At 37.7% G+C, this 23831-nt stretch carries 17 protein-coding genes, 1 tRNA gene, 1 pseudogene and 1 riboswitch; of the genes and pseudogenes, 3 read left to right on the top strand and 16 right to left on the bottom strand.

The window, feature by feature from the left end; genetic code table 11:
• Nucleotides 1-9: 9 nt before the first annotated feature.
• The 6 genes from trmL to HOO54_RS06975 all read right to left on the bottom strand — a co-directional run bounded on the left by trmL (nucleotide 10) and on the right by HOO54_RS06975 (nucleotide 5556).
• Entirely contained in the window at nucleotides 10-492 is a 483-nt protein-coding gene (gene trmL, locus HOO54_RS07000) for a tRNA (uridine(34)/cytosine(34)/5-carboxymethylaminomethyluridine(34)-2'-O)-methyltransferase TrmL (protein ID WP_172293700.1), read from the bottom strand.
• A gap of 37 nt (nucleotides 493-529) precedes the next feature.
• Nucleotides 530-1435: an amidase domain-containing protein gene (locus tag HOO54_RS06995; RefSeq protein ID WP_172293697.1), complete on the bottom strand. Its 906-nt coding sequence runs from the start codon at nucleotides 1433-1435 to the stop codon at nucleotides 530-532.
• Nucleotides 1436-1496: 61 nt separating this feature from the next.
• Nucleotides 1497-2645 carry a tRNA epoxyqueuosine(34) reductase QueG gene (gene queG / locus HOO54_RS06990; RefSeq protein WP_172293695.1) on the bottom strand — a complete coding sequence of 383 codons (1149 nt, stop codon included), beginning with the start codon at nucleotides 2643-2645 and terminating at the stop codon, nucleotides 1497-1499.
• A gap of 166 nt (nucleotides 2646-2811) precedes the next feature.
• Nucleotides 2812-2885: transfer RNA gene (locus tag HOO54_RS06985), tRNA-Gly, on the bottom strand.
• Between the two features lie 138 nt (nucleotides 2886-3023).
• The gene (gene rpsN / locus HOO54_RS06980) at nucleotides 3024-3293 is read right to left on the bottom strand and encodes a 30S ribosomal protein S14 (protein WP_172293692.1); all 270 of its coding nucleotides are present in this window, start codon (nucleotides 3291-3293) and stop codon (nucleotides 3024-3026) included.
• Between the two features lie 880 nt (nucleotides 3294-4173).
• Nucleotides 4174-5556, bottom strand: coding sequence for a 6-phospho-beta-glucosidase (locus HOO54_RS06975; RefSeq protein WP_172293689.1), 1383 nt, complete (start codon nucleotides 5554-5556; stop codon nucleotides 4174-4176).
• Nucleotides 5557-5743: 187 nt separating this feature from the next.
• Between HOO54_RS06975 and HOO54_RS06970 the strand changes: the two genes are divergently transcribed.
• The gene (locus HOO54_RS06970; RefSeq protein WP_172293687.1) at nucleotides 5744-6628 is read left to right on the top strand and encodes a MurR/RpiR family transcriptional regulator; all 885 of its coding nucleotides are present in this window, start codon (nucleotides 5744-5746) and stop codon (nucleotides 6626-6628) included.
• Between the two features lie 337 nt (nucleotides 6629-6965).
• Here the strand turns inward: HOO54_RS06970 and HOO54_RS24180 are convergent.
• Nucleotides 6966-7233 (bottom strand): annotated as a pseudogene (locus HOO54_RS24180) (Lrp/AsnC family transcriptional regulator); the annotation flags it as partial.
• 227 nt (nucleotides 7234-7460) lie between these two features.
• Here HOO54_RS24180 and HOO54_RS06965 point away from each other — a divergent pair.
• Complete coding sequence (locus tag HOO54_RS06965) at nucleotides 7461-8222, top strand: MBL fold metallo-hydrolase (protein ID WP_172293685.1); 762 nt, start codon at nucleotides 7461-7463, stop codon at nucleotides 8220-8222.
• Nucleotides 8223-9110: 888 nt separating this feature from the next.
• Here the strand turns inward: HOO54_RS06965 and thiC are convergent.
• A complete protein-coding gene (gene thiC / locus HOO54_RS06960) occupies nucleotides 9111-10862 on the bottom strand; it encodes a phosphomethylpyrimidine synthase ThiC (protein ID WP_172293683.1) in 1752 nt (583 codons plus the stop codon).
• Nucleotides 10863-10985: 123 nt separating this feature from the next.
• A riboswitch (TPP riboswitch) is annotated at nucleotides 10986-11095 on the bottom strand.
• Between the two features lie 139 nt (nucleotides 11096-11234).
• On the opposite strand from thiC, the gene HOO54_RS06955 reads away from it, so the two are divergent.
• Nucleotides 11235-11972 (top strand): sporulation protein, encoded by a 738-nt coding sequence (locus tag HOO54_RS06955; RefSeq protein WP_172293681.1) that lies wholly within the window; start codon nucleotides 11235-11237, stop codon nucleotides 11970-11972.
• Between the two features lie 35 nt (nucleotides 11973-12007).
• Here the strand turns inward: HOO54_RS06955 and aroD are convergent, their stop codons facing one another.
• The 8 genes from aroD to HOO54_RS06915 all read right to left on the bottom strand — a co-directional run bounded on the left by aroD (nucleotide 12008) and on the right by HOO54_RS06915 (nucleotide 23729).
• Nucleotides 12008-12772, bottom strand: coding sequence for a type I 3-dehydroquinate dehydratase (gene aroD / locus HOO54_RS06950; protein ID WP_172293679.1), 765 nt, complete (start codon nucleotides 12770-12772; stop codon nucleotides 12008-12010).
• Between the two features lie 389 nt (nucleotides 12773-13161).
• Nucleotides 13162-13998, bottom strand: a complete 837-nt coding sequence (gene rhaD / locus HOO54_RS06945; protein WP_172293677.1) for a rhamnulose-1-phosphate aldolase — start codon at nucleotides 13996-13998, stop codon at nucleotides 13162-13164.
• Between the two features lie 33 nt (nucleotides 13999-14031).
• Nucleotides 14032-15180 carry an iron-containing alcohol dehydrogenase gene (locus HOO54_RS06940; protein WP_172293675.1) on the bottom strand — a complete coding sequence of 383 codons (1149 nt, stop codon included), beginning with the start codon at nucleotides 15178-15180 and terminating at the stop codon, nucleotides 14032-14034.
• Nucleotides 15181-15203: 23 nt separating this feature from the next.
• Complete coding sequence (gene rhaA / locus HOO54_RS06935) at nucleotides 15204-16460, bottom strand: L-rhamnose isomerase (protein ID WP_172293673.1); 1257 nt, start codon at nucleotides 16458-16460, stop codon at nucleotides 15204-15206.
• A 24-nt stretch (nucleotides 16461-16484) separates the two neighbouring features.
• Nucleotides 16485-17894, bottom strand: coding sequence for a rhamnulokinase (gene rhaB, locus HOO54_RS06930; protein WP_172293671.1), 1410 nt, complete (start codon nucleotides 17892-17894; stop codon nucleotides 16485-16487).
• Between the two features lie 200 nt (nucleotides 17895-18094).
• A complete protein-coding gene (locus tag HOO54_RS06925; protein ID WP_172293669.1) occupies nucleotides 18095-19075 on the bottom strand; it encodes an AraC family transcriptional regulator in 981 nt (326 codons plus the stop codon).
• 95 nt (nucleotides 19076-19170) lie between these two features.
• Nucleotides 19171-20874: a glycoside hydrolase family 3 protein gene (locus HOO54_RS06920; RefSeq protein ID WP_253907634.1), complete on the bottom strand. Its 1704-nt coding sequence runs from the start codon at nucleotides 20872-20874 to the stop codon at nucleotides 19171-19173.
• On the bottom strand, nucleotides 20871-23729 hold the full coding sequence (locus HOO54_RS06915; protein ID WP_172293667.1) for an alpha-L-rhamnosidase: 2859 nt from the start codon (nucleotides 23727-23729) through the stop codon (nucleotides 20871-20873). Before HOO54_RS06915 ends, HOO54_RS06920 begins: the two co-directional genes overlap by 4 nt.
• Nucleotides 23730-23831 lie beyond the last annotated feature (102 nt).

Genomic DNA, 23831 nt, shown 5'->3' with positions numbered 1-23831 from the left:
TGTAAATGATTAAGTTAAATCCCGATAATCCTGCTGACGAAGCGCCTCATACACGAGGATTGCCGCTGTATTTGACAAATTGAGTGATCTCACATGCGTTGTCATCGGCAAACGCAAACAACGATCCATGTTTTGTTTAATCAATTCTTTAGGCAGTCCGGTTGTTTCTCTGCCGAACACGAAAAAATAATCTTCATTCTTGTCTGTGTAGTCAAAAGATGTATGCGGCTTTTGGCCAAATTTTGTAATAAAGAAAAAATGCCCGTTTGGATGAGCCTCAAATAACTCTTCTAATGAATCATGGTACACAATATTGACGAACTCCCAGTAGTCAAGACCTGCACGCTTTAGCATTTTATCATCAGTTGAAAACCCAAGCGGTCTAATCAAGTGAAGTGTTGTATCTGTTGCTGCGCAAGTTCGTGCAATATTTCCTGTATTCGCAGGAATTTCCGGTTGATATAAAACAACATGTATTGCCAAAATGTTCACCTCTATTTTTCTAATCCGCTGTTCATTATACCACTGTTTACGATTTTATCGTATCATCTTCAATATGCAAAAATGCATAGCGAATCGATGGGGTATAAGCGGGTGAGTCCTCATATGACCAATACCTCATCCGACAATCATGCGTTTGGGCATTCACAAGCGGCATATTACTCTTATCCTTTGCTGTCACAATTGCGGTATGATCAAACCTTCCATCCCCTCGAAAATCATAACAGATCACATCACCTTCCATCAGCTGATCAGCACTCCCTACTTGAACTGAGCGAAGACCAGCTTTTGACTGTTTTAGAAAGGTTCGCAGTGAATGAGCGACAGCCCAGCTGTAACTCCAAGAATGGTTTTGCATCCACCAGCCTTTGCCTCTATTCGGATAACCACGCATTGGTGCTTTCCCAGCGCGAAGGCATTGAGAAACAAAATTTGTACAATTGTCTTGAAAATTTTTATAAGTTGAATTCCGTTTATTCCAAAACGTTTCAGCATAGCGAACAACCGCCAGCCGGTCATAGCGGAATTTCCTGCCTAATTCTTCGCGAGACTCAGCACTGGGCTCTTCCTTATGATCTGAAACTAGCTCAACCTTTGGTCGCTGAATTTCAAAATCTTTGACGATCATTTGCTCATATACAAGAGCAGTCCGCTTTTCAATTTGTTCTTCCATATACATATCATCCCCATCTTTGCACAAGTATGCGGTATGGGTTTGATAGTTTACATGAAGAGTACCGTCTTCTTCTAGCCAATGTTCTTTTAATATTGTCCTCATGTCGGCTTTCACAATTTGAACACCACGTTTATCAAACAGCTTTCGTTTACGTTCAATTACTTCAAAACCGCCAGTTTCACGCCAATTTTCCGTCTCAACACCATTAATTAAATAGTCCAACTTGCCCTTTAGCAAATGTTTGATAATCTGTTTCAAAGGTTACACCACCATATATCTTTTAGATTTCCTTACCACTAAACATATGATGGAACAGTGTTTATTTAGTCGTACTTGTTTCCTTTAAAAGTTCGATCCCTTTTTCAATTTCATATTTTGCTTCCTCATCTTGTTCATGTAAAAGCGCTTTTTCCAGTTCTTCCAACGTATTTGTATCTGCAATTTTCCCAATGGCCCATGCAGCGGTACCTCTAATCACAGGACGGGGATCGTGGTGCATCAGTGAGATTAATTCAGGAAGTGCACTTGTATCTTTAAAATGAGCTAGTGCAATGATGGCATTTCTCTGAATTGGCTTTTTTCCACGCCAGGAACCAGCCACATGACCAAATTTCTCTTTAAATTCACGATTTGATATCGTCAACAGCGGCTTTAATAACGGCTTAGCGGTCTCAGGATCAGGTTCCATTTCTGAATGCACATGAAAATCTTTGCCTTTATTGATTGGACACACCATCTGACACGTATCACAACCATACAGTCTGTTTCCGATTTTTGTACGGAATTCATCAGGCAGAAAACCTTTTGTCTGTGTCTGAAAGGCGATACAACGCTGAGAATTTAGCTGTCCAGGGCTGACAAGAGCGCCTGTTGGACAAGATTCAATGCATTTATTGCATGTCCCGCACTGATCTTCTATCTTCTCATCAGGCTCAAACGGGATATTCGTAATCATTTCTGCCAAATAGACATAAGAGCCGAATTCAGGTGTAATAATCATGCAGTTTTTTCCACTCCAACCAATACCAGCTCGTTCAGCAACAGCCCGATCTGACAATTCACCGGTATCAACCATTGATTTTGTTCTGACATCTTCTCGCTGATTTTTTAAAAACTCTTCAAGTTGATCGAGCTTTTCTCGTAAAACATGATGATAATCTTTCCCCCAGGAAGCTCTGCAAAAGATACCTCTCCGTTCACCTTTTTTACTTTTTGGTGCATCTTTCATTTTGGACGGGTATGCAAGGGCAATCGCAATGATCGATTTCGCTTTAGGTAAAAGAAGCTCTGGATTTGTCCGTTTGTCAAGATCTGGTTCTTCAAAACCAGACTCATAACCTAACGCTCGATTTTCAATTAAGCGTTCTTTTAATGTGGCAAACGTATCAGCGCTGGCAAAACGGATCTTGTCAATTCCAATTTGCTGAGCGAATTCAATGACATCTTGTTTTAGTTTTTTTACATTCATAGCGCAGAACCTCCCTTCATTTCATATGGCTACAGTATAGTGTAACAGTTTGGTATTTGTTATTATTCTTAGTACTAAAGTATTGACAACATTCAAGCCATACATGAAAAAACGCAATGCTTCGTTTAATCTGAGAAACGAAACACTGCGTTATAAACAGTATGTATGGAGCGGGTGATGGGAATCGAACCCACGACATCAGCTTGGAAGGCTGAGGTTTTACCACTAAACTACACCCGCATCAAAAACAAATCACCGTTTTGACTTTTATTATGTTACACGCTTATTAAAATTTCGTCAAGAGAATTTTAAAAAAATGTCGAAAAAGCTGTCGATCGTCATCTTCGGCAGCTTTTTTTCGGGTAGTATTATTTCACTCTACCAGCTTGATTTTTTCACACCAGGAATCTGTCCTTTATACGCCAGTTCTCGAAATGCAATTCGTGACATTTTAAACTTTCCCATGTACCCTCTCGGTCTACCAGTCACTAAACAGCGGTTTTTCAGTCTAGATGGAGCTGAATCACGAGGAAGTTTGCTTAATGCTTTAGCATCACCTTTTTCTTTTAATTCTTTTCTGATCGCTGCATATTGTTGAACAAGCTTTTGCTTTTTTAATTCTTTTGTGATTTTGGATTTTTTCGCCATTTTCAAGCCCTCCTTTAAGTAAAACGTAACAGTTACGATTTAAAAGATATCACATTTTAATCAATCAAGCAAATCATTGGATGATAAGGTGAGAGAATAAACGGGAAGAATCTCAAGAACAGCTCAATTTATTGAAAGCCAAGAAGGCTCCATTCTCATGAGTATGCCTTCCCTCTTTAAACACCGAAAAAATGTGATATGCAATTGGGAGTATAAAAAGAATGAGTTTAAAATGATGACGAATTGAGAAAGTTTAGCTTTCTTCAATTTATAAGACACAAAACCGGAAGTACCAATGGTAGCCCCTGTATTTTTTTAAAGGCACTAAATCAAAGAAAAAATTTACAATTAAAATGGTTAAATTTGAAGGAATAATAAGAGATACAAAATTCATAAAGTCTTTCAAGGGGTTTGTCAAGAAAAGTGTGTATTTTATTCTAAATCCTTCAACACACGTTGCTTTATGTGTTCATAAATTAAAAGCTGATTCATCCCCAGTTCCACACCTCATACACGAAACATCCGTTTAGTGTATGAGGTGGATAAGCTCCTCGAGATTGCACATCAATAAAGAAATATTGCTTTTGGTTTTCTTTTTTAACTTTTACAGAAAGGGAGATATGTACTTTGAACACGCACCGTTATCAAATGGATGAGTTTCTTAAACGGTTACTTTCCTATAGTATGGGCACACATGAACAACAAATTACGGATGAAAATTTCTCTATCATCACCTATCCATTGAGGTAGCTGAAAGAGTAGTGAAGAGAAAGAACTAGTCAGAAATAAAGCCCAATTCCCCGTCCAAGGATGGGGCTGTCCAGAAAGTCAGCGAAAGCTGACTTTCTGGACAGCCCCTACTGTGGACACTCGCTATTTATTATTTCAAATTTCTAGCTAATTCATCTTTTACTGTAACTCCTGTAGCTTCTAATTCTGCGATTTTTTCAGCAAATTGTGGTAAATACTTCTTATGCGCGATCAGTAATTCATCTAGTACACGCTTTGCTGTTTCCCCGCTTGGGACTAGAGGATTCATAATAAATGCTTGCAATAATGTTCCATAATCCCCCGTTACTGCAGCCTTTTCCGCACATAATTCCATGTTTTTCATGACTTGTAACCAACCTCTTTCTGCTGGTTCAAAAGAACCAAATGCAATTGGTCTTGCACCTGCAGAACCAATGTAAGCAGACACTTCTACGACATCATCTGGCGCAAGGTCAAGAACAGCACCATTATTTTTCGTTGAAACAACAATCTCTGTATTTTTGTTTGCATAGATAGATGCAATGGTTTCACATGCTGCATCTGAATAATAAGCACCACCACGTTTTTCCAAATGCTCAGGTTTTTCACTTAAGTTAGGGTCTTTATACAATTCGAATAGTTCTGCTTCTGTCTGTTTAACTTGTTGAGCCCTTGTTCCTACGTTAGGGTCATTGTATTCTTCAAGCATATGACTTAACATCTCGTCATGACGGTAATAATAACGATGATAGCCGCACGGAATTAAGTTCATCTGCTTCAATTGCTCTTTAAAATACGGTATATCATGGATATTTTTCGGGGTTCCGTTATCATCCTCATACAACTTATCTATAATTTGAGAAGTAACGTCATTGCCTTCTAAATCTGTGACTCTATGCCAGTGGAAATGATTTATTCCAGCAAATGAATATATCAATTCATCCTTGGTTTTTCCAATTAATTTCGGTTCTTGCATCATAGCCATGACAGGAACGTTGCACAAACCAATTACCTTTTCCCATTTACCATAACGAACGATTGAGTCCGTCACCATACCACTTGGATTTGTAAAGTTCACTAACCAAGCATTTGGGCATAATTCTTTCATATCTTCAACAATACTTAAAATGACAGGAATTGTTCTTAAGGCTTTAAAAATCCCACCTGCACCATTCGTCTCTTGACCTACCATCCCATATGATAAAGGAATTCTCTCATCTTTTACACGAGCGTTTAGCATACCTACTCTAAATTGAGTTGTAACAAAATCAGCATCTTTTAATGCTTCGCGTCGGTCTAATGTTAAATGAACTTTAACATCATAAGGAGATGCGTTCCACATTCTTTGTGCCATCTCTCCAACAATCTTAAGTTTTTCCTCACCATCTTCTATATCAACGAGCCAAATTTCACTTATCGGAAGTTCTTCATACCTTTTAATAAACCCTTCCATTAATTCAGGAGTATAGCTGCTGCCTCCACCAATGGTTACTATTTTTACACCTTGTGTCATTTGATTCTCCTCCTTTATAATTCAATTATAAAAAAAGAAGAAATCGCTTCAATATGTTATCATGATTATCATTTGACGTTCTCAAATTAAATGACAGAAAGCAATTTTTTTGTAAATGAAATTTACAAGGGATATTGTTATATAAGAGGCTTGATTTATATGCTCTATAGTTTAGGTGGTGATCTATATGTTATTAACTGAAAAAATGAAAGAGGAAATTGAAATTTTCTCCCCATCAGAAAAATCAATCATTGAATATATGTTTGAACAAAGAGAAAATATTAAAAATAAAACCGTGAAACAAATATCTAATGAAACATACACCCATCCCTCTACATTAGTTCGGGTAGGAAAAAAGCTTGGATTTAACGGGTGGATTGATTTAAGAGATACTTTTCTTGAAGAAATTGACTATCTCAATAGTCATTTTAATAATATTGATGCAAATTTACCATTTACCGAGTATGACAATGTTATGACGATTGCAAATAAATTAGCCAAATTAAACCAAATGACAATCTCCGATACATTATCGCTCATTAATCATGATGAACTACAAAAGGCTACAGACCTAATAAAAAAAGCAACAAGTATAAAAATATTCGCGATGAATAATAATCTAATCCTCTGTCATGACTTCAAAGCAAAAATGAATCGAATTGGTAGAAAAGTAGACCTTGCTATGGTTGATCCTGAGTATGAAGTGGCAAGTTGTGATTCTGAAACATGTGCCATTGTTATTTCTTACACTGGGGAGACTGAGAGTATTACTAAACTTTTACCCATGTTAAAAAATAGGAAAATACCTATTATTGCTTTAACAAGTATTGGTGATAATACTTTAACAAAATCTTCCGACTATGTTTTTAGGCTTACTACCCGTGAGCGCTTGTATTCAAAAATAGGAAGCTTTAGCTTGAATGATTCCATCTGTTTCTTATTAGACGTTCTCTATGCAAGTATATTCTCCAAGGATTATCAAAAAAATCTTAAATATACGATTGACGTTTCCAAATCATTTGATCCAAGAAAGAGTTCCAACAAAGTGATGCAAGAAAATCATCAGGAGTAAAATGATATATTTCCTGATGATCACGAAGGGTATACACTATAATGGCTAACCCGGACAGAAAGCTTTCTGTCTGTTTTTTATTTGTATTTTTCGTCGTAAACCCTAAATAGAATCCATATAAAATTATTGTAAACATAGATACTAGAAACAGCCTTCTCCACTGACTTCGTAGTTATTTGTTACGCGTTGCTTTCGACAGATATGTTAGATGTTTGTCGGCAACTACGACAAAATCACTTCGTAGATCATTGCTAACAAGAATTTTTTTACATCCTCAGAATTTTGAACCTCCATTAAAATTCTACCCGGCTCGTCCTCTATGAAGTCAAAAGAAAAATCAGAAGAAAATCTTTCGGAGAACCGTCAAAAATTCACCTGCTATTTCATTGGATGGAAAGTTGCAATCGAGAAGATAACAACTTTACCCACTAATTTTGTAGCTTTTAATAACGTATTGACCCTGTTTTTTTATGAATGAAAGATACGATTGATGGTTCGTGTTTTTCGTATAAATATGTATAAATATGTGAACAGAATGCCCCATTTTTACTAACTTTAATGGTATAACCTTCAATAACTCCATTATCCTCTAACTTAGCCACTCTAGCCGTAGTCGTAGTAGCCGAGCCAGCTCACGCCTAATTCTTTCATCGAAACCGACTATTCTTAGTTCATAACATTTGATTATCTTGTTATCTAATACTTTGCAATCCTTTTCATAAATAAAGTAAAACGTGCAAAAGACTTTATTTAATCTGTGTATCCGCCAATGAATCATAATATAGAATATACATTGTACAAACGACATTTCAAAATAAAGGAGCTGATTGATTTGAATATCCAGCAAATTCGTAATGCAACAATGGTTGTTGAATACGCAGGAAAAAAGTTTTTAATCGATCCAATGTTGGCAGAAAAAGGGACTTACCCACCATTTCGCAATTCGCCAAGACAAGATCAAAAGAATCCATTAGTTAACTTACCTATATCCATTAAAGCTATTATTAAAAATATTGATGCAGTGATTGTTACTCACTTACATCTAGACCATTGGGATAATGCTGCTAAAGAAGCATTACCAAAAGAAATTAAACTATTTTCCCAAAATGATGAGGATGCGTCAGAAATTCGAAACGCTGGTTTCAAAAATGTAGAGGTTTTACAAGAGGATACAGTTTTTGAAGGTATCCAGTTAACCAAAACAAAAGGCGAGCATGGAAGAGGAGAAATCTTAAAACTTGCTGGTAACGTATGCGGCATTGTCTTCAAGCACCAAAGTGAAAAAACTTTATATATAGCTGGAGACACGGTTTGGTATGAAGCTGTTCAAGAGGTAATCGAAACACATAAACCAGAAATCATTGTCGTAAATGCTGGGGATAATCAATTTCTTGAAGGCGGTTCTCTCGTAATGGGGAAAGATGATGTTTATGAAGTGTATAAGGCTGCCCCTAACGCAAAAATTATTGCAATTCATATGGAAGCTGTCAATCATTGGACATTATCCAGAGACGAATTAAAAAGCTTTATTAATAAAAAAGGAATCTCCACTAATGTATTAGTTCCGGCTGACGGAGAAGTATATTCATTTTAAGAATGAAAACATACTAACATTAGTAGCACAGACCAAGGTCCTTGGTTTGTACTACTATTTTTTATAGTAGAATTAAAAACCGCCCAACTTCACACCATTATTTGAATCAGTAGTTTAGTATGTTGAATCCATGAGATCATGTATAAGAAAATAGAATCGATCAGGCGCTGTAAAGATTTCTATTGTTGGCTAAAAGACAAATGAAACATGTAGAGTCATCCTTGATGTCAGTATAGGCAAAAGTACAGTCGTTATTTATCATTCAAGTCAGCAATGTGAGAATGAGGGTGAACTTCACCATACACGCCCTGCTTTTGAGTTCTTAAAAGAACGATTAGATCAATTATCAGTTCACCTGAAATTAGCTACTGGTGTTTATTGTGCACCGTTAGAACGATTCTTTCAAATCGAAGGGTATGTGTATTATAAAATCAATCCATTAGAAATGGATATCAGCACTGCACATCAATTAGCTAGATCACATTATCAAATGGTACGTCACCAAACATATCAACCAGGTGAGTATTATAGTTAAATGCGTGCACTCACCCGTTACTATGATGAACTAGATACAGAACTTCTTCATCTCTTTAATCGTATGCAATTCTGCAGCTAGTTTTGTTGAACTTGAAAAAAGATTTTCTAACTTTGAATATCAATCATTTCATTTACACCTTCAATACTTTTACAAGCTGTTTTTCAACACTAACGGGATTTCCAAAAAGAGTGAAATTGTTAAAACATATGCTGATATATCAGCGTTTGTCAAATATGAAAAGAGCGTCCAATAGTCAAAAATTGACTTACTGGACAGCTCCTTCCGGCTTGACGATTTCCGCAGGGAAGTTCTTAAATCTCCAACTATATCAAAAGATTCATCTGCTTTTTTTAATTATAAATTTGACTGCCCTTTTTTTTAAACTCATTCGCCTTCTCCGCCATGCCTTTTTGAATGGCTGTTTTTTCATCGAGATCATTTGCTTTTGCATAATCACGAATATCTTGGGAAATTCTCATACTGCAAAATTTCGGACCACACATGGAACAAAAATGAGCCGTTTTTGCCCCTTCAGCTGGGAGGGTTTCATCATGATACTCAAGCGCTCTTTCCGGATCAAGTGAAAGGTTAAACTGATCGCGCCACCTGAACTCAAAGCGAGCTTTTGAAAGAGCATCATCACGGATTTGTGCGCCTGGGTGTCCTTTGGCAAGATCTGCCGCATGAGCGGCTATTTTATATGTAATCACCCCTTCACGAACATCATCCTTATTTGGCAGTCCTAGATGTTCTTTTGGCGTCACATAACAAAGCATTGCCGTTCCATACCAACCGATCATCGCTGCTCCGATCGCTGAAGTAATATGATCATAACCTGGAGCAATGTCCGTTGTCAGCGGTCCAAGCGTATAAAATGGAGCTTCCTTACAAATGTCCATCTGTTTATCAACGTTTTCTTTAATTTTATGCATCGGCACATGCCCAGGCCCTTCAATCATCACTTGAACATCATGTTTCCAAGCGATTTCTGTCAACTCGCCAAGCGTCTCTAATTCAGCAAACTGTGCTTCATCATTCGCATCTGCAATCGAACCTGGACGAAGTCCATCCCCCAATGAAAATGCGATATCATATGCCCTCATAATCTCACAAATTTCTTCAAAATGAGTGTAAAGAAAACTCTCTTTGTGATGTGCTAAGCACCATTGTGCCATAATCGCTCCACCCCGTGAAACAATTCCCGTTACACGTTTCGCTGTTAAAGGGACATAGCGGAGAAGCACACCGGCATGGATCGTAAAATAATCAACCCCTTGTTCAGCCTGTTCGATCAGTGTGTCACGATAGATTTCCCAAGTCAAATCTTCAGCAACACCGTTTACTTTTTCAAGTGCTTGATAAATCGGGACAGTTCCAACAGGAACAGGACAGTTGCGGATGATCCATTCTCTTGTTGTATGAATATCCTTTCCTGTCGATAAATCCATCATCGTATCGGCACCCCAGCGGATTGCCCATGTCATTTTTTCGACCTCTTCTTCAATGGACGAAGTGACCGCTGAATTCCCAATATTCGCATTTATTTTCACATGGAAATGTCTGCCGATGATCATTGGTTCGCTTTCTGGATGGTTAATATTTGCCGGAATAATGGCTCTCCCGCTTGCCACTTCATCACGAACAAATTCAGGTGAAACATGCTCACGAATCGCGATAAACTCCATTTCAGGAGTAATGATCCCCTTTCTTGCATAATGAAGCTGAGTGACGTTGTGACCATTTTTGGCACGAAGCGGCTTTCTTTTTAACCCCGAATAGCTGGTATTCGCCTGCTTCTCGTTTTTATAGCCATTATCCTCAGGCTTCACTTTCCTGCCTCCATATTCCTTAGTATCACCGCGTTCTTTAATCCAATTGGTGCGCAAAGCTGTTAGACCATTTAAAATATTGACCTCCGCCGTCTCATCTGTGTATGGACCACTCGTATCATACACACGAACAGGCGAATTTTCGTCACTTAAAGAAATTTCTCTCATTGGCACTTGAATATCGGGCCTTGATCCTTCGACATACACTTTACGACTTCCGGAAAAACTTGACATAATCGATATGTTTTTTTGCTGAACTGACTTATGTTTCATACTAAATTCCTTCCCCTCTTTTAAATGATCAGGACGAAACCACAGAACAGCACCAGCACAAAAAAACCAGGCACATTTTCATGAACCTGGTTAATCGTCAGTAAATTTCAGCAGATATTCCATCTGCATCTTTTTTTACTTCCCCACGCTGGTACGAACCAGATCAGGTCCAAAGGGTTAAGCAACACATTTGTTACTCTCTCAGCCTAATATGGGCACCCCTAGTAAAGCTATGAAGTTCGTCATTATCGTAACACAACTAACCATTATTGAAAAGGAAAAAACAATAGGTAAAAAGATCTATAAAATAATGAAACTTTTTTACTGTTTTATCGTATAATTAAACTCAGTCTAAAAGGAGGAAATATAAAAATGTCAATCGTTACAACAAGTTCTAGCTTGAAGATCACCAGATTTTTAGAGAAAAAAACATATTATCCAGGTGAAGAGGTAAATGGAACCATTTATGTCGAGGGGGATAAATTCAAAAAAAATATTCAATACATTGATTTACTAATTGACACTCATTACAACATTGTAAAAGAAACTCAAAATAACTGTAAGTCGATCACGATTGACTCTCATCGGATAACTGAAGCGCTCACAATCAATCCTGGTGAAGACTACCGTTTTTCTTTTTCTTTTACCCTGCCGTTTGATACACCGGTTACTGTTGGAAAAGCTGAAGTTCATTTGTTAACTGACGTCGGGACTGACAAGTTTGATCAAGATCAAATCGTCGTTCAGCCACACCCATGGATCAATTGTATTTTGCAAACAATCGAAAGCCTAGGCTTCCGGCTCCATGACGCAGACTGTGAACAAGCTCCTTACTTCAAGCGCCGGCTGCCTTTCGTTCAGGAATTTGAATTTGTCCCAGTGTCACCATACTATCGTCAGCTTCTTAGCGAACTGGAGCTTATTTTCCTGTTAGAAGAAGACGGCTTTGAAATTGTATTCGAAACTAACCGGCGGGCAAGGGGACTAAGAGGCTGGATGCCTGAGATCTATGACGATGTTCTTCGTGTGCACTTTGATGAATCAGAACTCACAGATCAAGAAGAACTTACAGAAGTACTGAAAGAAATCATCGATCATTGTGCAAAGTAAGCTCACACTAGGGAGCCGAACAGCGGCTCCTATCTTTATAAATTGTCATGCAAAATAGCAAGGAATCGTCGTAGCTCTGTCACTGCGATCTGTCCTGGTGCAGATCCTTTTTTCGCAGCAGCAAATGTCAATGCTGATCCAAATACTTCTCCTGCAAGGCGGCTGATCAAACCCTTTCCAGCCATCGACATCGTGATAATCGGCCGCTCTGCAAATTGCTCATTCATTAGATGTGTCGCTTCAAGCAATGTTAATACATCAGCTGGTGTTTCAGGCATCACTGCAATTTTAGGTAAGTCAGCCCCTAATTCCTGCGCTTTTTGCAAACGAGACATGATCTCTTCTTTGACTGGTGTCCGATCAAAATCATGGTTTGAGATAATCACCAATACATCATTGTCATGTGCGCTTTTCACCAAAGTTTTAATATTCCGCTCATCATGAAACAATTCAATATCAATCACATCAGCATAACCTGTTTGAACAACCGCTTCATTTAAAGAAAAGTAGAAATCGGCACTGATCTCTTTTTCACCGCCTTCTTTCAAGCTTCGAAAAGTAAAAATGAGCGGAATTTCTTTCAATATTATGTTGAGTTCCTTTAAGGTAGCGATGATTTGTTCAATGTCTTCAACACCTTCAAAAAAATCGGCACGCCATTCAACAAGATCTGGATCAAGTGTCTTGATAAATTCAGCTTCTTCTTTCAATTGCGGTAGTGTCCCCTCAACAAGTGGAACACAAATTTTCGGTACACTTTCTCCAATGATGACATTTCTGATTTTGACCGTTTTTTTCACATGTAGTCACTCCTGATTTGCTGATCTTTTTGACTTAACGGTATCGAAGATTGGGTGTAGGTGCAAGCAAAAAATGAGTTGAAGCCGTATAAAAAGAGGTTGTCTGAAAACCGTAAAATTGTTAAAACTTATAATTCAAGATTGAGGCTGTCCTGAAAGTCGTGTGGATTGGGGAATTTGCTCGCTTTCCGCGGGCGATCCGCGAGCCGCCTCGGAGCTGTTTCCTTGCTCCTCTTGGGTCTCGCCTGGCTCGCTGTTTCCGCAGGAGTCTCGCAATTCCCCCTGATTTATGTTGAAAAAAGACTTTTTAGACAGCTCCGTTTGTTAAACGTTGAAAAGGGCGTCCAGTAGTCAAAAATCAACTTACTGGACAGCCTCTTTTTTGTAACTTACAAATAGTTTTGATTAGGTTCTATATGAAAAGCCTTTGCGAGTTCGTTTAAATCTTGATCCGTTATATCTTGAATGATTCCACCCTGATGTGCACTTGCTAACATATAGACTTGGGCTGCTTTTTCAGCTGTCTCGATTAAGCCAAAAGCATCATCAATAGATTCTCCAGCTCCAAAAATACCGTGGAATGGCCAAATCACCAATCGAGCTTCATTCATTTTTTTGGCTGTCGCTTGGCCAATTTCATCTGTACCAGGAACCATCCAAGGTAATAATCTTACCCCTTCAGGAAACACAACAATACATTCCGTACACATTTTCCATAATGTTTTGCTAAAGTTTTTCTCATCTAATTCATGTGTAAATGTCATCGCAATGATGTTAGTTGCATGTGTATGCATAATCACACGATGGTTTTTGTCCTGATGCAGCCTTGAAATATGGCTTCTAAAATGTGAAGGAAGCTCGCTTGTCGGTTTTCCATCTCCTATTAGCCCCCATAATAAATGAATGGATTTTCCATTTTCATTAACATGAATAATTCCTAGACATTCTGCGGGATTTTTCTTAACATTTTTAAAATATTTCCCCGATCCTGTTACAATAAAGTACTGATTGGCTAGTTCTATGACAGGAAAATCTAGATCTATCGTTTTTAAAACACGTTTTGGATCTAAATATGCAGACACTTCCTCCTCGGAAAGAATATAACTAATATTCCCCCCATTTCGCTCATCCCATCCTAATCGCCACATGTTATATGTGGTTTCCATCATTTCTTGAACAAATGGCGCATTGATTACTAGTTGGTCCTGTTCTACGTGTTGATTCATTTAGATAAACTCCTTTTAGTGAATGTCAAATGTCTATAAAATCTCTTGGAACATTGTGATGACTTCTTCTTTTGTTGGCTGAAATGGATTACCTGGTGCACATGCATCCTTCATTGCAAAATCAGCAAGCTTTTCAACATCTACATGTTCCACTCCTAATTCAGACAACTTGCTAGGAATGCCGACTTCTTTTGCGAGATTTTTAATCGCTTCAATAACTTCATTAGCGCATTGTTCATCAGTTTTATTTGTTGGGTCAATCCCTGCAGCCCTTGCAATGGTACGAAATTTGGATGGATCGCGTTTTGCATTTTCTCGTTCAACTATCGGTAGAAGCATCGCATTACACACACCATGTGGTAAATCATAAACACCACCTAATTGGTGTGCCATCGCATGAACATAGCCAAGTCCAGCATTATTAAAAGCAACACCACCTAAGAACATGACATAAACCATTTGTTCTCTTGCTTCCAAGTCACTTCCGTCTTTAACAGCACGCGGCAGATAATTAAAGATGATTTCCACAGCCGCCAGTGCTGTAGCATCTGTGACTGGATATGCACCAGGAGTGACAATAGCTTCAATCGCATGTGTCAAAGCATCCATTCCAGTTGCTGCAGTCAAATCTGCTGGTTTATTCATCATTAATTCGGGATCATTAACAGAAATCGCAACTAAACTATTTTTGTCTACCATAACCATTTTTACTTGTCTTTCTTCATCTGTGATAACATAGTTAATTGTATATTCTGCAGATGTACCAGCTGTCGTATTAACGGCAACAATAGGTACAGATTTATATTTTGTCTTGCCTACACCTTCGTAATCTCTAATATTTCCGCCATTAGTTACCATTAATCCAATCCCTTTTGCAGCGTCCTGGGGAGAACCTCCACCTACTGAAACGATAAATTCACAACCATTTTCTCGAAAAACTGAGACCCCAACCTCGACATTGTGAATGGTTGGATTCGGTTTTACATCATCATAAACAATACATTCTACATTTGCTTTTTCTAGTTGTTCTATTACTTTTTGAACAATCCCATTTTTATTTAAAAATTGATCTGTTACAACTAAAGCTTTTTTAAAACCCAACTCCTCAATAAATGGTGTAACTTCCCCTAAACAACCTCTTCCCATCAAGTTCGTGCTTGGTACGTACAAAACCTTTCCCATTTGCTTCTCCTCCTTGACATTGACTAATTCCTTTTTGCTAACACATCTGTCTCATAGCGCTTCACTTCATGTAACCAAGATTCCTTTACTGGAACACCCATTTGTTCACAGTAATAGTCCCAAATCGCACCAAATGGATATGTTTTAAACTCTTCCATCAATGCCAGACGGTCTGTGAAGTTGCCTTCTTCTTGAAGGCACTTAAGGTGGTCATGGGGCAAGAGCAGAGCATACAGCAAAGCTTTAATCATATTACGTGTACCAATTGTCCAAGCAGCAATTCGATTAATACTCGCATCAAAGAAATCTAATCCAATCATCACTTTGTCTAGTGCATCATTTCGTACAATTTCTAAAGCAATTTCTTTCAATTCATCATCTAAAATCACCACATGATCACTGTCCCATCTGACAGGTCTTGACACATGCAAGGCTAACTGATCCTGATAAAGCAACATCGCCGAAATCTTATTTGACACAGCTTCTGTTGGATGAAAATGACCTGTATCTAGTAAACATCGTTTGTTATTTTTTAAAGCATATCCCATATAAAATTCATGTGAACCGACCACATATGCCTCAGAACCAATTCCAAATAACTTACTTTCTACTGCATCTATGTTGTATTTTTCATCAATTTTCACTCGAAAGATTTCATCCAAGGAATCTTTTAACCTCTGCCTTGGTGTTAAACGGTCGCTTGGAATATCTTTATAGCCGTCTGGTATCCAAATATTTGTTAATGCTGGTGTACCAAGCTCTTTACCAAAATAAGCTGCAATTTCACGACTAGCTATACAATGTCTAATCCAAAAATCCCGTATTTCCTTGTTAGGATGTGCTAATGTTAGTCCATCAGCTGCCTTAGGATGTGAAAATAATGTTGGATTAAAATCAAGTCCTAAACCGTGTTCTTTCGCCCACTTCACCCATTTTTCAAAGTGCTTAGGTTTTAACTGATCACGGTCAACTCCTTCTCCAGCAGTTTCACCATAAATAGCATGTAAGTTAATTCGATGTTGTCCTGGAATAAAGGAAAGTGCTTTTTCTAAATCAGCTCTTAGCTCCTCTGGTGTAGTTGCTTTGCCTGGATAATTCCCTGTGACATCAATCCCGCCGGATAACTTCTGTTGATTTGTTTCAAATCCTCCTACATCGTCACCTTGCCAACAATGAATGGAGATAGATACATCTTTTAGTTTGGCAAGAGCTTCTTCAACATGACCCCCCCAATTTTCATACTGTTTTTTAGCCGCTTCATAATTCTCTTTTATATCCATATTGACATCCTCCTTTGACTTCACTTATGGTGCTGTCACAGCCTGATATTTTTTGATCTCAAACGATTGCTTAACTAAAGTTCTAGCTTGTTCAATTCCTGTTAATCGACCAAGTGATATGAGTTGGCAAAGAATATTTCCAATAGCTGTTGCCTCAACTGGTCCAGCAAGTACTTCTTTTTTCGTTACATCAGCAATCAGCTGATTCAGCATTTCATTTTGACAGCCGCCGCCAATGACATTGATGGTTGGGAACTGTTTTTCATAAATCTCTTCAATTTCAGCAATTGCTCTTTTATAGCTGTCTGCTAAACTATCAAACACACATTTAGCAATTTCTCCAGGTGTAGTTGGAACACACTGATTCGTTTCGTGACAATACCGTTGGATTTCTAAAATCATATTTTCCGGTTTAAGAAAACGATCATCATCCACATTTACTTTTGAATGAAAATCCTTTACTTGCTTCGCTAAGTTCACTAGATCATGAAAATGATATTGGTCATCATAATTTCGTTTAACCTCTTGAATCATCCATAATCCCATTATGTTTTTCAAAAAACGGTAACGATAATCCAGTCCGCCTTCATTCGTAAAATTATAATCAAATGCTTTTGTTACACAGATGGGAAACTTATTTTCAACCCCAATTAATGACCAGGTTCCTGAACTAAGATAAATTGTATCGTTTACTTCTGGGACAGCCACGACAGCAGCACCAGTATCATGAGTTGCAGGCAGCAGCACTTTCATATCGAAACCAAATTCTTCAACTAATTCTTTCCGTAAATGGCCAACTTCTGATGTTGGCATTTTCATTGCATGAAATATATTTTGATTGATTCCAAGTTGTTCTAACAACTGATCATCCCATTTTTTAGAAAAGGCATGAACAAGCTGTGTAGAAGTAGCATTTGTATATTCATTTACCTTACGACCTGTGAGTAAGAAATTTAAATAATCTGGAATCATTAAAAATGACTTAGCTTTCTCAAGTAATTCTGGATGATTCTTTTTTAAAGAATACAACTGATAAATCGTATTAAACTTCTGAAATTGAATCCCTGTCTCCAAATAAAGCCGTTCTTTGCTGATGATGTTGAAGACCTCTTCCATCATTCCATCTGTTCTAGAATCACGATATGATACAGCATCGGTTAATAACTGATCATTTTCATCTAATAAAACAAAGTCCACTGCCCACGTATCAATTCCAATACTTGTAGGATTGAATCCTTTTTTCTTACTTAAATGGATTCCTTGTTTGATTTCTGCAAACAATCGATCAATATCCCAACAGAAGTGTCCATTCTTTTTCATGACGTCATTTGTAAAACGATGGACTTCAACAAGCTCTAATTTATTGTCTAAAATAAAGCCGCTCATCAGTCGACCGCTAGATGCACCAATATCAACGGCTAGGCTACAATTCATTCGGTTATCAACTCCTTTGTAAACGCTTAACTATACCTTTATAATAAGGGAAACAACACGGATTCATAATATCTTGATTTACCTTTTTTATGTCCTTATTTGCAAAAAAATAGAGGGTGTCCTGAACGTAGTATGCATGTTCCGCGAGCCTCCTCAGAGCTCGTTCCTTGCTCCTGTGAGGTCTCACAATCCTCCCCTGATCAAACCTTATTGATATGCTTTCTATACTCTTTCGGTGTAAAACCGAACTTCTTCTTAAAAATACGATAAAAATAGCTCATATTGTCATAACCTACTTCTTCTATTACAGCAGAAATAGGGAGATCCATGTTTTCAATTAATTTTTTGGCGACACTGAGACGCTTTTCCTGCAACAATTCTTTAAATGTTTGTTTAGTTATTTTTTTTATGTTTTTACTCAATCCATAGTGTGATTGTTTTAACTGATCGGCTAGTTCATACAAAGACGCATTTTTATAGTTTTGATCAATATATTTTAAGGATTCCATTATGACATCCTGTTGTTGACCGCTTTCATTTTGTTTCATCAACCGATCTGAATTTTTGATCAGTTCAATGAATAATAAACCCATGTACAGCTTGACCATTGAGTCAGATAGCAATGATGGCTCCATAATCTCCACGATCATTTTTCTTACTAATTCCTGGATAGATTCAATTTCTGCTACGGCAAAATAAAGAAATTGACCATTGTTTGTATAGTTAAATATGCTGCTAATTAAGAAATCACTAATATTTGTCTCCATACGGTCAGCTGAAAGATATGTAAAGATATACTCAAAAAAACGTGGATTGATAATAAAATTGATGACAATATCTTCCCTATTACAGGCTTTTATTTCATGTTCAATATATTGATTGAGCAGTAACAATTCTCCTTTTTTCAGGATGATTTTTTGATTTCCTACCTTTTGTTCCAATACGCCATGATAGACATAATTGATTTCAATATAATCATGCTTATGCTTCGGAAAATTTACAAATCGTGTATGCTTTCTAACCATAATCATGTTTTCTTTTCCTAAAAACTTTTCACTTTCAATAATAAAATCAACTTGATCGGTATATAAATCCTTTTTCACTTGATTCTTTTGTTTTAAAACAGCTTTTTCTTCTTCTGTTTCTATGAATAGCTGTTGAAAAAGATCTGAGGAAGCCATAAGATATCCCCTTTCCAAAATTGGCTATGATCATCTCAAGTTGCTCTTATGATAAAAGACAATCCATCTAATAAATGAATTGTCTTTCACACGTATTAATCATATAAATGGAGATCCCAGCGATCCCCGCAATATGGATCACTTGGTGAAATCCCTTTGAAGTCACTTTTGCCTGTTAATTTATCGACTAACACATTTATGGTGGCTTCATTATCTGAATAAGCATTAATAAAGGTCGACACAAATGGAACATCAATTAAATGATATGGATTTGCTAAGGAAATAAAGACCGTAGGAATATCTGTCGAGAACCACGGTGAATCAAGTGCGATAAATGGGTTCCAATTTAAACGAACATGCGTCCTGTTGCTCTTTGTTCTTTCAAGTGCCACGAACAATGCCAGATCAAACTCTTTCTTTAAGCCTTGAAGCGATTGACCAGCTTTTTCTCCACTAAATCTTCTTGTGTCTTGAACGCTGACAGTGAAACCAGATTGTTCAAGAGTCCGTGCCAATTGCTTGATCACTGACTCATCACTTGTTACTCCAAGTGGCATTAAGTAAATGCTCTTATATTTTTGTGATGTCACTGGTAGCAAATTTTCCCGATCACGAACAAGTGTAATACTGTTGTCTGCAAGATCTTTCGCTGCTTGCACATGTTCATGACAGTGAATATTGTTTAAAGCTGTCACATCTGGAACAAGTACTTCTTTCTTATGCAATCCAAGTGAAGCTTTAACACCAAGTATTCTTCTAACTGCATCATCTAGTCTTTCTTCTGTCACTAGACCAGATTGCAGCCCTTGACGCATTGACTCTATATCTTCATCATAATGACGGGTAAAAAGAATCATATCACAGCCTGCTGCAACTGCAAGTGGAATGGCATGCTGGCGTTTTTCATCAGTAGCAAACGCCACCATTGGTGTAGCATCAGTTATAATTAATCCGTTAAAACCTAGTTCTTCTCTTAATAAATCTTGAAGTAATTCAGGAGATAGAGTAGCTGATTTCAACTGCTTATCTGGTACGCCTTTCTTTCGAGAATATGCTGGGAAAGCAATATGTCCAACCATAACAGAATGTACACCTTCTTCGATCAGTTCACGATAGATCTTACCGTAGGAATCCATCCACTCATCGACTGACAAGGTATTATAGGTCACATGCAAGTGTTGATCACGTTCATCCATTCCATCTCCGGGGAAGTGCTTGATCGACACCGCTCCACCTGATAGATCAAACCCTTTTTTATAAGCTTTGCCCATGCGCAAGACTCGCTCGTAATCAGATCCAAATGTTCTCACGTTTGTAATGGGATTACGCCAGTTATGATCGATATCTACGATTGGAGCAAAAGCCCAGTTTCCGCCTACTGCGGCAGCTTCTTTTCCAGCGATGGCTCCTAATGTATAGGCTGATTGCTCATCATCTGTTGCGGCAACTTGTAACGGTTTACCGTAATAAGTCCCCTCTTCAACTAATCCATTTCCTCCGTCTTCTAAGTTAGCAGCTAACAGTAAAGGAATATGACTGGCATCTTGTAAAACTCTATGTGCAGACTGAATGATTTTCCCTGGCAATGGACGGAACATGACAGCTCCCGGTTTATATTTGTCAACCCAGTTTTTTAAAAAATCCGGGTCTGGATTAGATCCAAGGGGTGCAAATAAGTGGCAGATTTTCTCTTCTGTACTCATCTTTTCGAGCGTGTCTTCCACCCATTGCATATCTTGTTCTTGTAAATGATAAGGTTTACTTCTTAAATCAACTAATTGTTTTGTTTTTAACATCATTTTTCTTCCCCCAGGCTATTGATGACTTCATTGATTTCGAGAAGTATTTTGTCAATCTGATGAACACTTAAGCCTGTTTCCGGCGTCACTTTACATTCTCTAAACGTTAACCCTTTTATCATTTGGAATGCTGCTTGAGGAGGCATTTCTCCATGCATAAAATTCGTTAAGTTTTTCTCCAATAAAGCTTTTGCTTTCGGATAATAAATCAACTCACCGATTACACTCTCTTCTGTCATTAATTTTTGTTTAAGCTGATGAATGTAAAATTCAAACTGATAACTACCTGATCCTAAAGTGATCTTTGTATCGCTTATGGCATCACCATCCAAAGTGATGTTAGCAGAGTGAGGTGGCAGCTTAATTTCCGCTTCAGTATTAACTGGGATTAAAACCTTTAATGTCACAAAGCGGTCTTCAATCTTCCACTCACTAGAAACCGGTCCATATAACGTTTCATAACTCGCCTTTACATGCTTCATTCCTAAAGGAGAGATATTGGGAGCAATGTTTATTTTTTTATAACCTGGCACTGCCTCATCGAATGTTATGCCGGCAATCGAACGGTACATCCATTCCGCTACTGCACCATAAGCATAATGATTAAACGATGTCATCCCTGCATCATTAAATGATCCATCTGGATTCATGCTGTTCCAACGTTCCCAAATTGTGGTTGCCCCACTTTTGACTTCAAACATCCAAGAAGGATATTCCTCCTGAAGCAGTAATCGCAACGCTGTTTCATGATAACCGTATTGTGACAATACAGAACACAAAAACGGTGTACCCAAAAACCCAGTCGTAAGGTGATAGTCATTAGCAACAATCATTCGATGAAGTTCGTGTGCTGCCTTTTGTGCTGCATCCCCCTGCAGCAGTTTAAATGCCAGAGGAATAATATAACTCGTTTGTGTTCCTCCAATTATTTTTCCATTCGGTGTTGTAAACTCTGCTTGAAAATCGGAAACTATTCTTTCATAGAGTAATTCATATTCTTCTGCGTCATTTTCAAATCCTAAAACATCTGCTGTTTTTGCTAATATTTCGGTTGAGTATGCATGGAATGCAGTTGCAATCAAAGGGATAGGTGTTGCTCCAATCGGAGAATCTGGATCTCCATCAAGTGCTAACCAATCACCGAACTGAATCTTCGCTTCCCATACTGTTTCGTTTGTTGCTAAACTTCTCACTTTTTCAACCCAAGCTTTCATGCTTTCATATTGCTCAGCAAGTATCGATTTATCTCCATAAACTTGATATAGAGTCCACGGAATAATGGTAGCCGCATCATTCCAACCTGAGGATACCGTATCCCCGGATAAAACGTTCGGAATCACAAATGGGACTTGCCCATCAGGTTTTTGATCGACCTTTAAATCAGACAACCATTTTTTAAAAAATAATAACCCTTGATAATTATATAAGGCTGTTCCGATAAAAACTTGGGCATCCCCAGTCCAGCCAAGTCGCTCATTTCGTTGTGGACAGTCTGTCGGAACATCTACAAAATTACCTTTTTGTCCCCAAACGATATTATGTTGTAATTGATTGACCATAGGGTTATCTGTTGTAAATTCACCAGTTTGTTTCATATCTGAATGAATCACTTCACCCACAAATTGATCTAAAGGTAAATCTTTTGCCGGGTACCCTTCTACTTTCAGATAGCGAAAACCTTGGAATGTAAAAGACGGTGCATATGTTTCTTCCCCATCACCTTTCGCAATATAAATTACCTGTTGTTTCGCTTCACGAAGATTTTCTGTATAAAAATTACCATCCTGATCTAAAACTTCCGCATGTTTTAATGTGATTTTTGTTCCTTCAGGTGCGGTAACACTCATTCTTATTCGTCCAACCATGTTTTGCCCCATATCTAATACCTTTTCACCTTTTGGTGTTAAAATATATGATATTGGTTTGATTTTCCCAGTTACTTTGACAGGTTCGTTTTCTTGTGCGACTAGCTTTGTACTTGGTTCTTTAGCACAATCTACTGGAATCCACTGTTCATCATTGAAATTAGCTTCACTCCAGTTTGTTGCAAGCCTGGCATCATAGGTTTCACCGTTATATATACTCGCTGAAACAAAAGCACTTTTCCCTGACTTCCAACTTTCATTAGTCGTAAAAATTTCTTTCATTCCATCTTCATAAACAACATGCAACTCAAGAAGAGCAGACAATTTTTTACCATACTCATATGGTTGATCAAAGCCCATTCCTTTGTACCAGCCTTCAGCTAAAATGATGCCAAGCGCATTTTTACCTATAACTAACTTATCTGTTACATCATAAGTCTGATATTGTAATCGATGATGATAACTCGTCCAGCCCGGTGTTAATAATGCATCATCAAGCTTACTTCCATTAATATGAAGTTGATAAATTCCTAAGGCAGTCGCATAAACACGGGCAGATTTTATCTTTTTGTTCAATGAAATAGTATTTCGCAAAGCAAAAACTTCTTCTGGAGCTTGTTGATATTTCGGTGTAACCCACTTTGCTGTCCATTCTGTTTCTTTTAAAAATGCAATTTCAAACCAGTCACTCGTACTCCAATCAGAATACCTATTGTAGTTATCTGAGATTCTCACTTTATAATAATACCGAGTAAAAGATTGTAAAGGCTCACCATCATATTGGATTTGAACACTTTGATCATTTTCTATTTCTTCAGAATCCCAAACTAAGTTGATAAATTGAGGATCAGTAGCTACTTTTATATGATACGAACATTGCTTTGTATTTCTTTTATCAGATGTACTTGTCCAACTAAACCTTGGTCTAGTTTGATCTGTACCTAAAAGGAATTGTTGATATTCACAAGTCAGATGACTAACCTTTAACATTCTAAATGACTTCCCTTCCGTCTCTGGCTTACTAATATTTTAGCAAAATAATTTTTTACTAATAATCATGAAATGAAAGAAATGGTTTACTCGAATCAAAGA

Source organism: Bacillus sp. WMMC1349, from assembly GCF_013155385.1.
GTDB lineage: Bacteria > Bacillota > Bacilli > Bacillales > Bacillaceae > Bacillus.
Note: the sequence above shows the minus strand (reverse complement) of the source record. Positions and strands in the feature narration are given on the sequence as shown.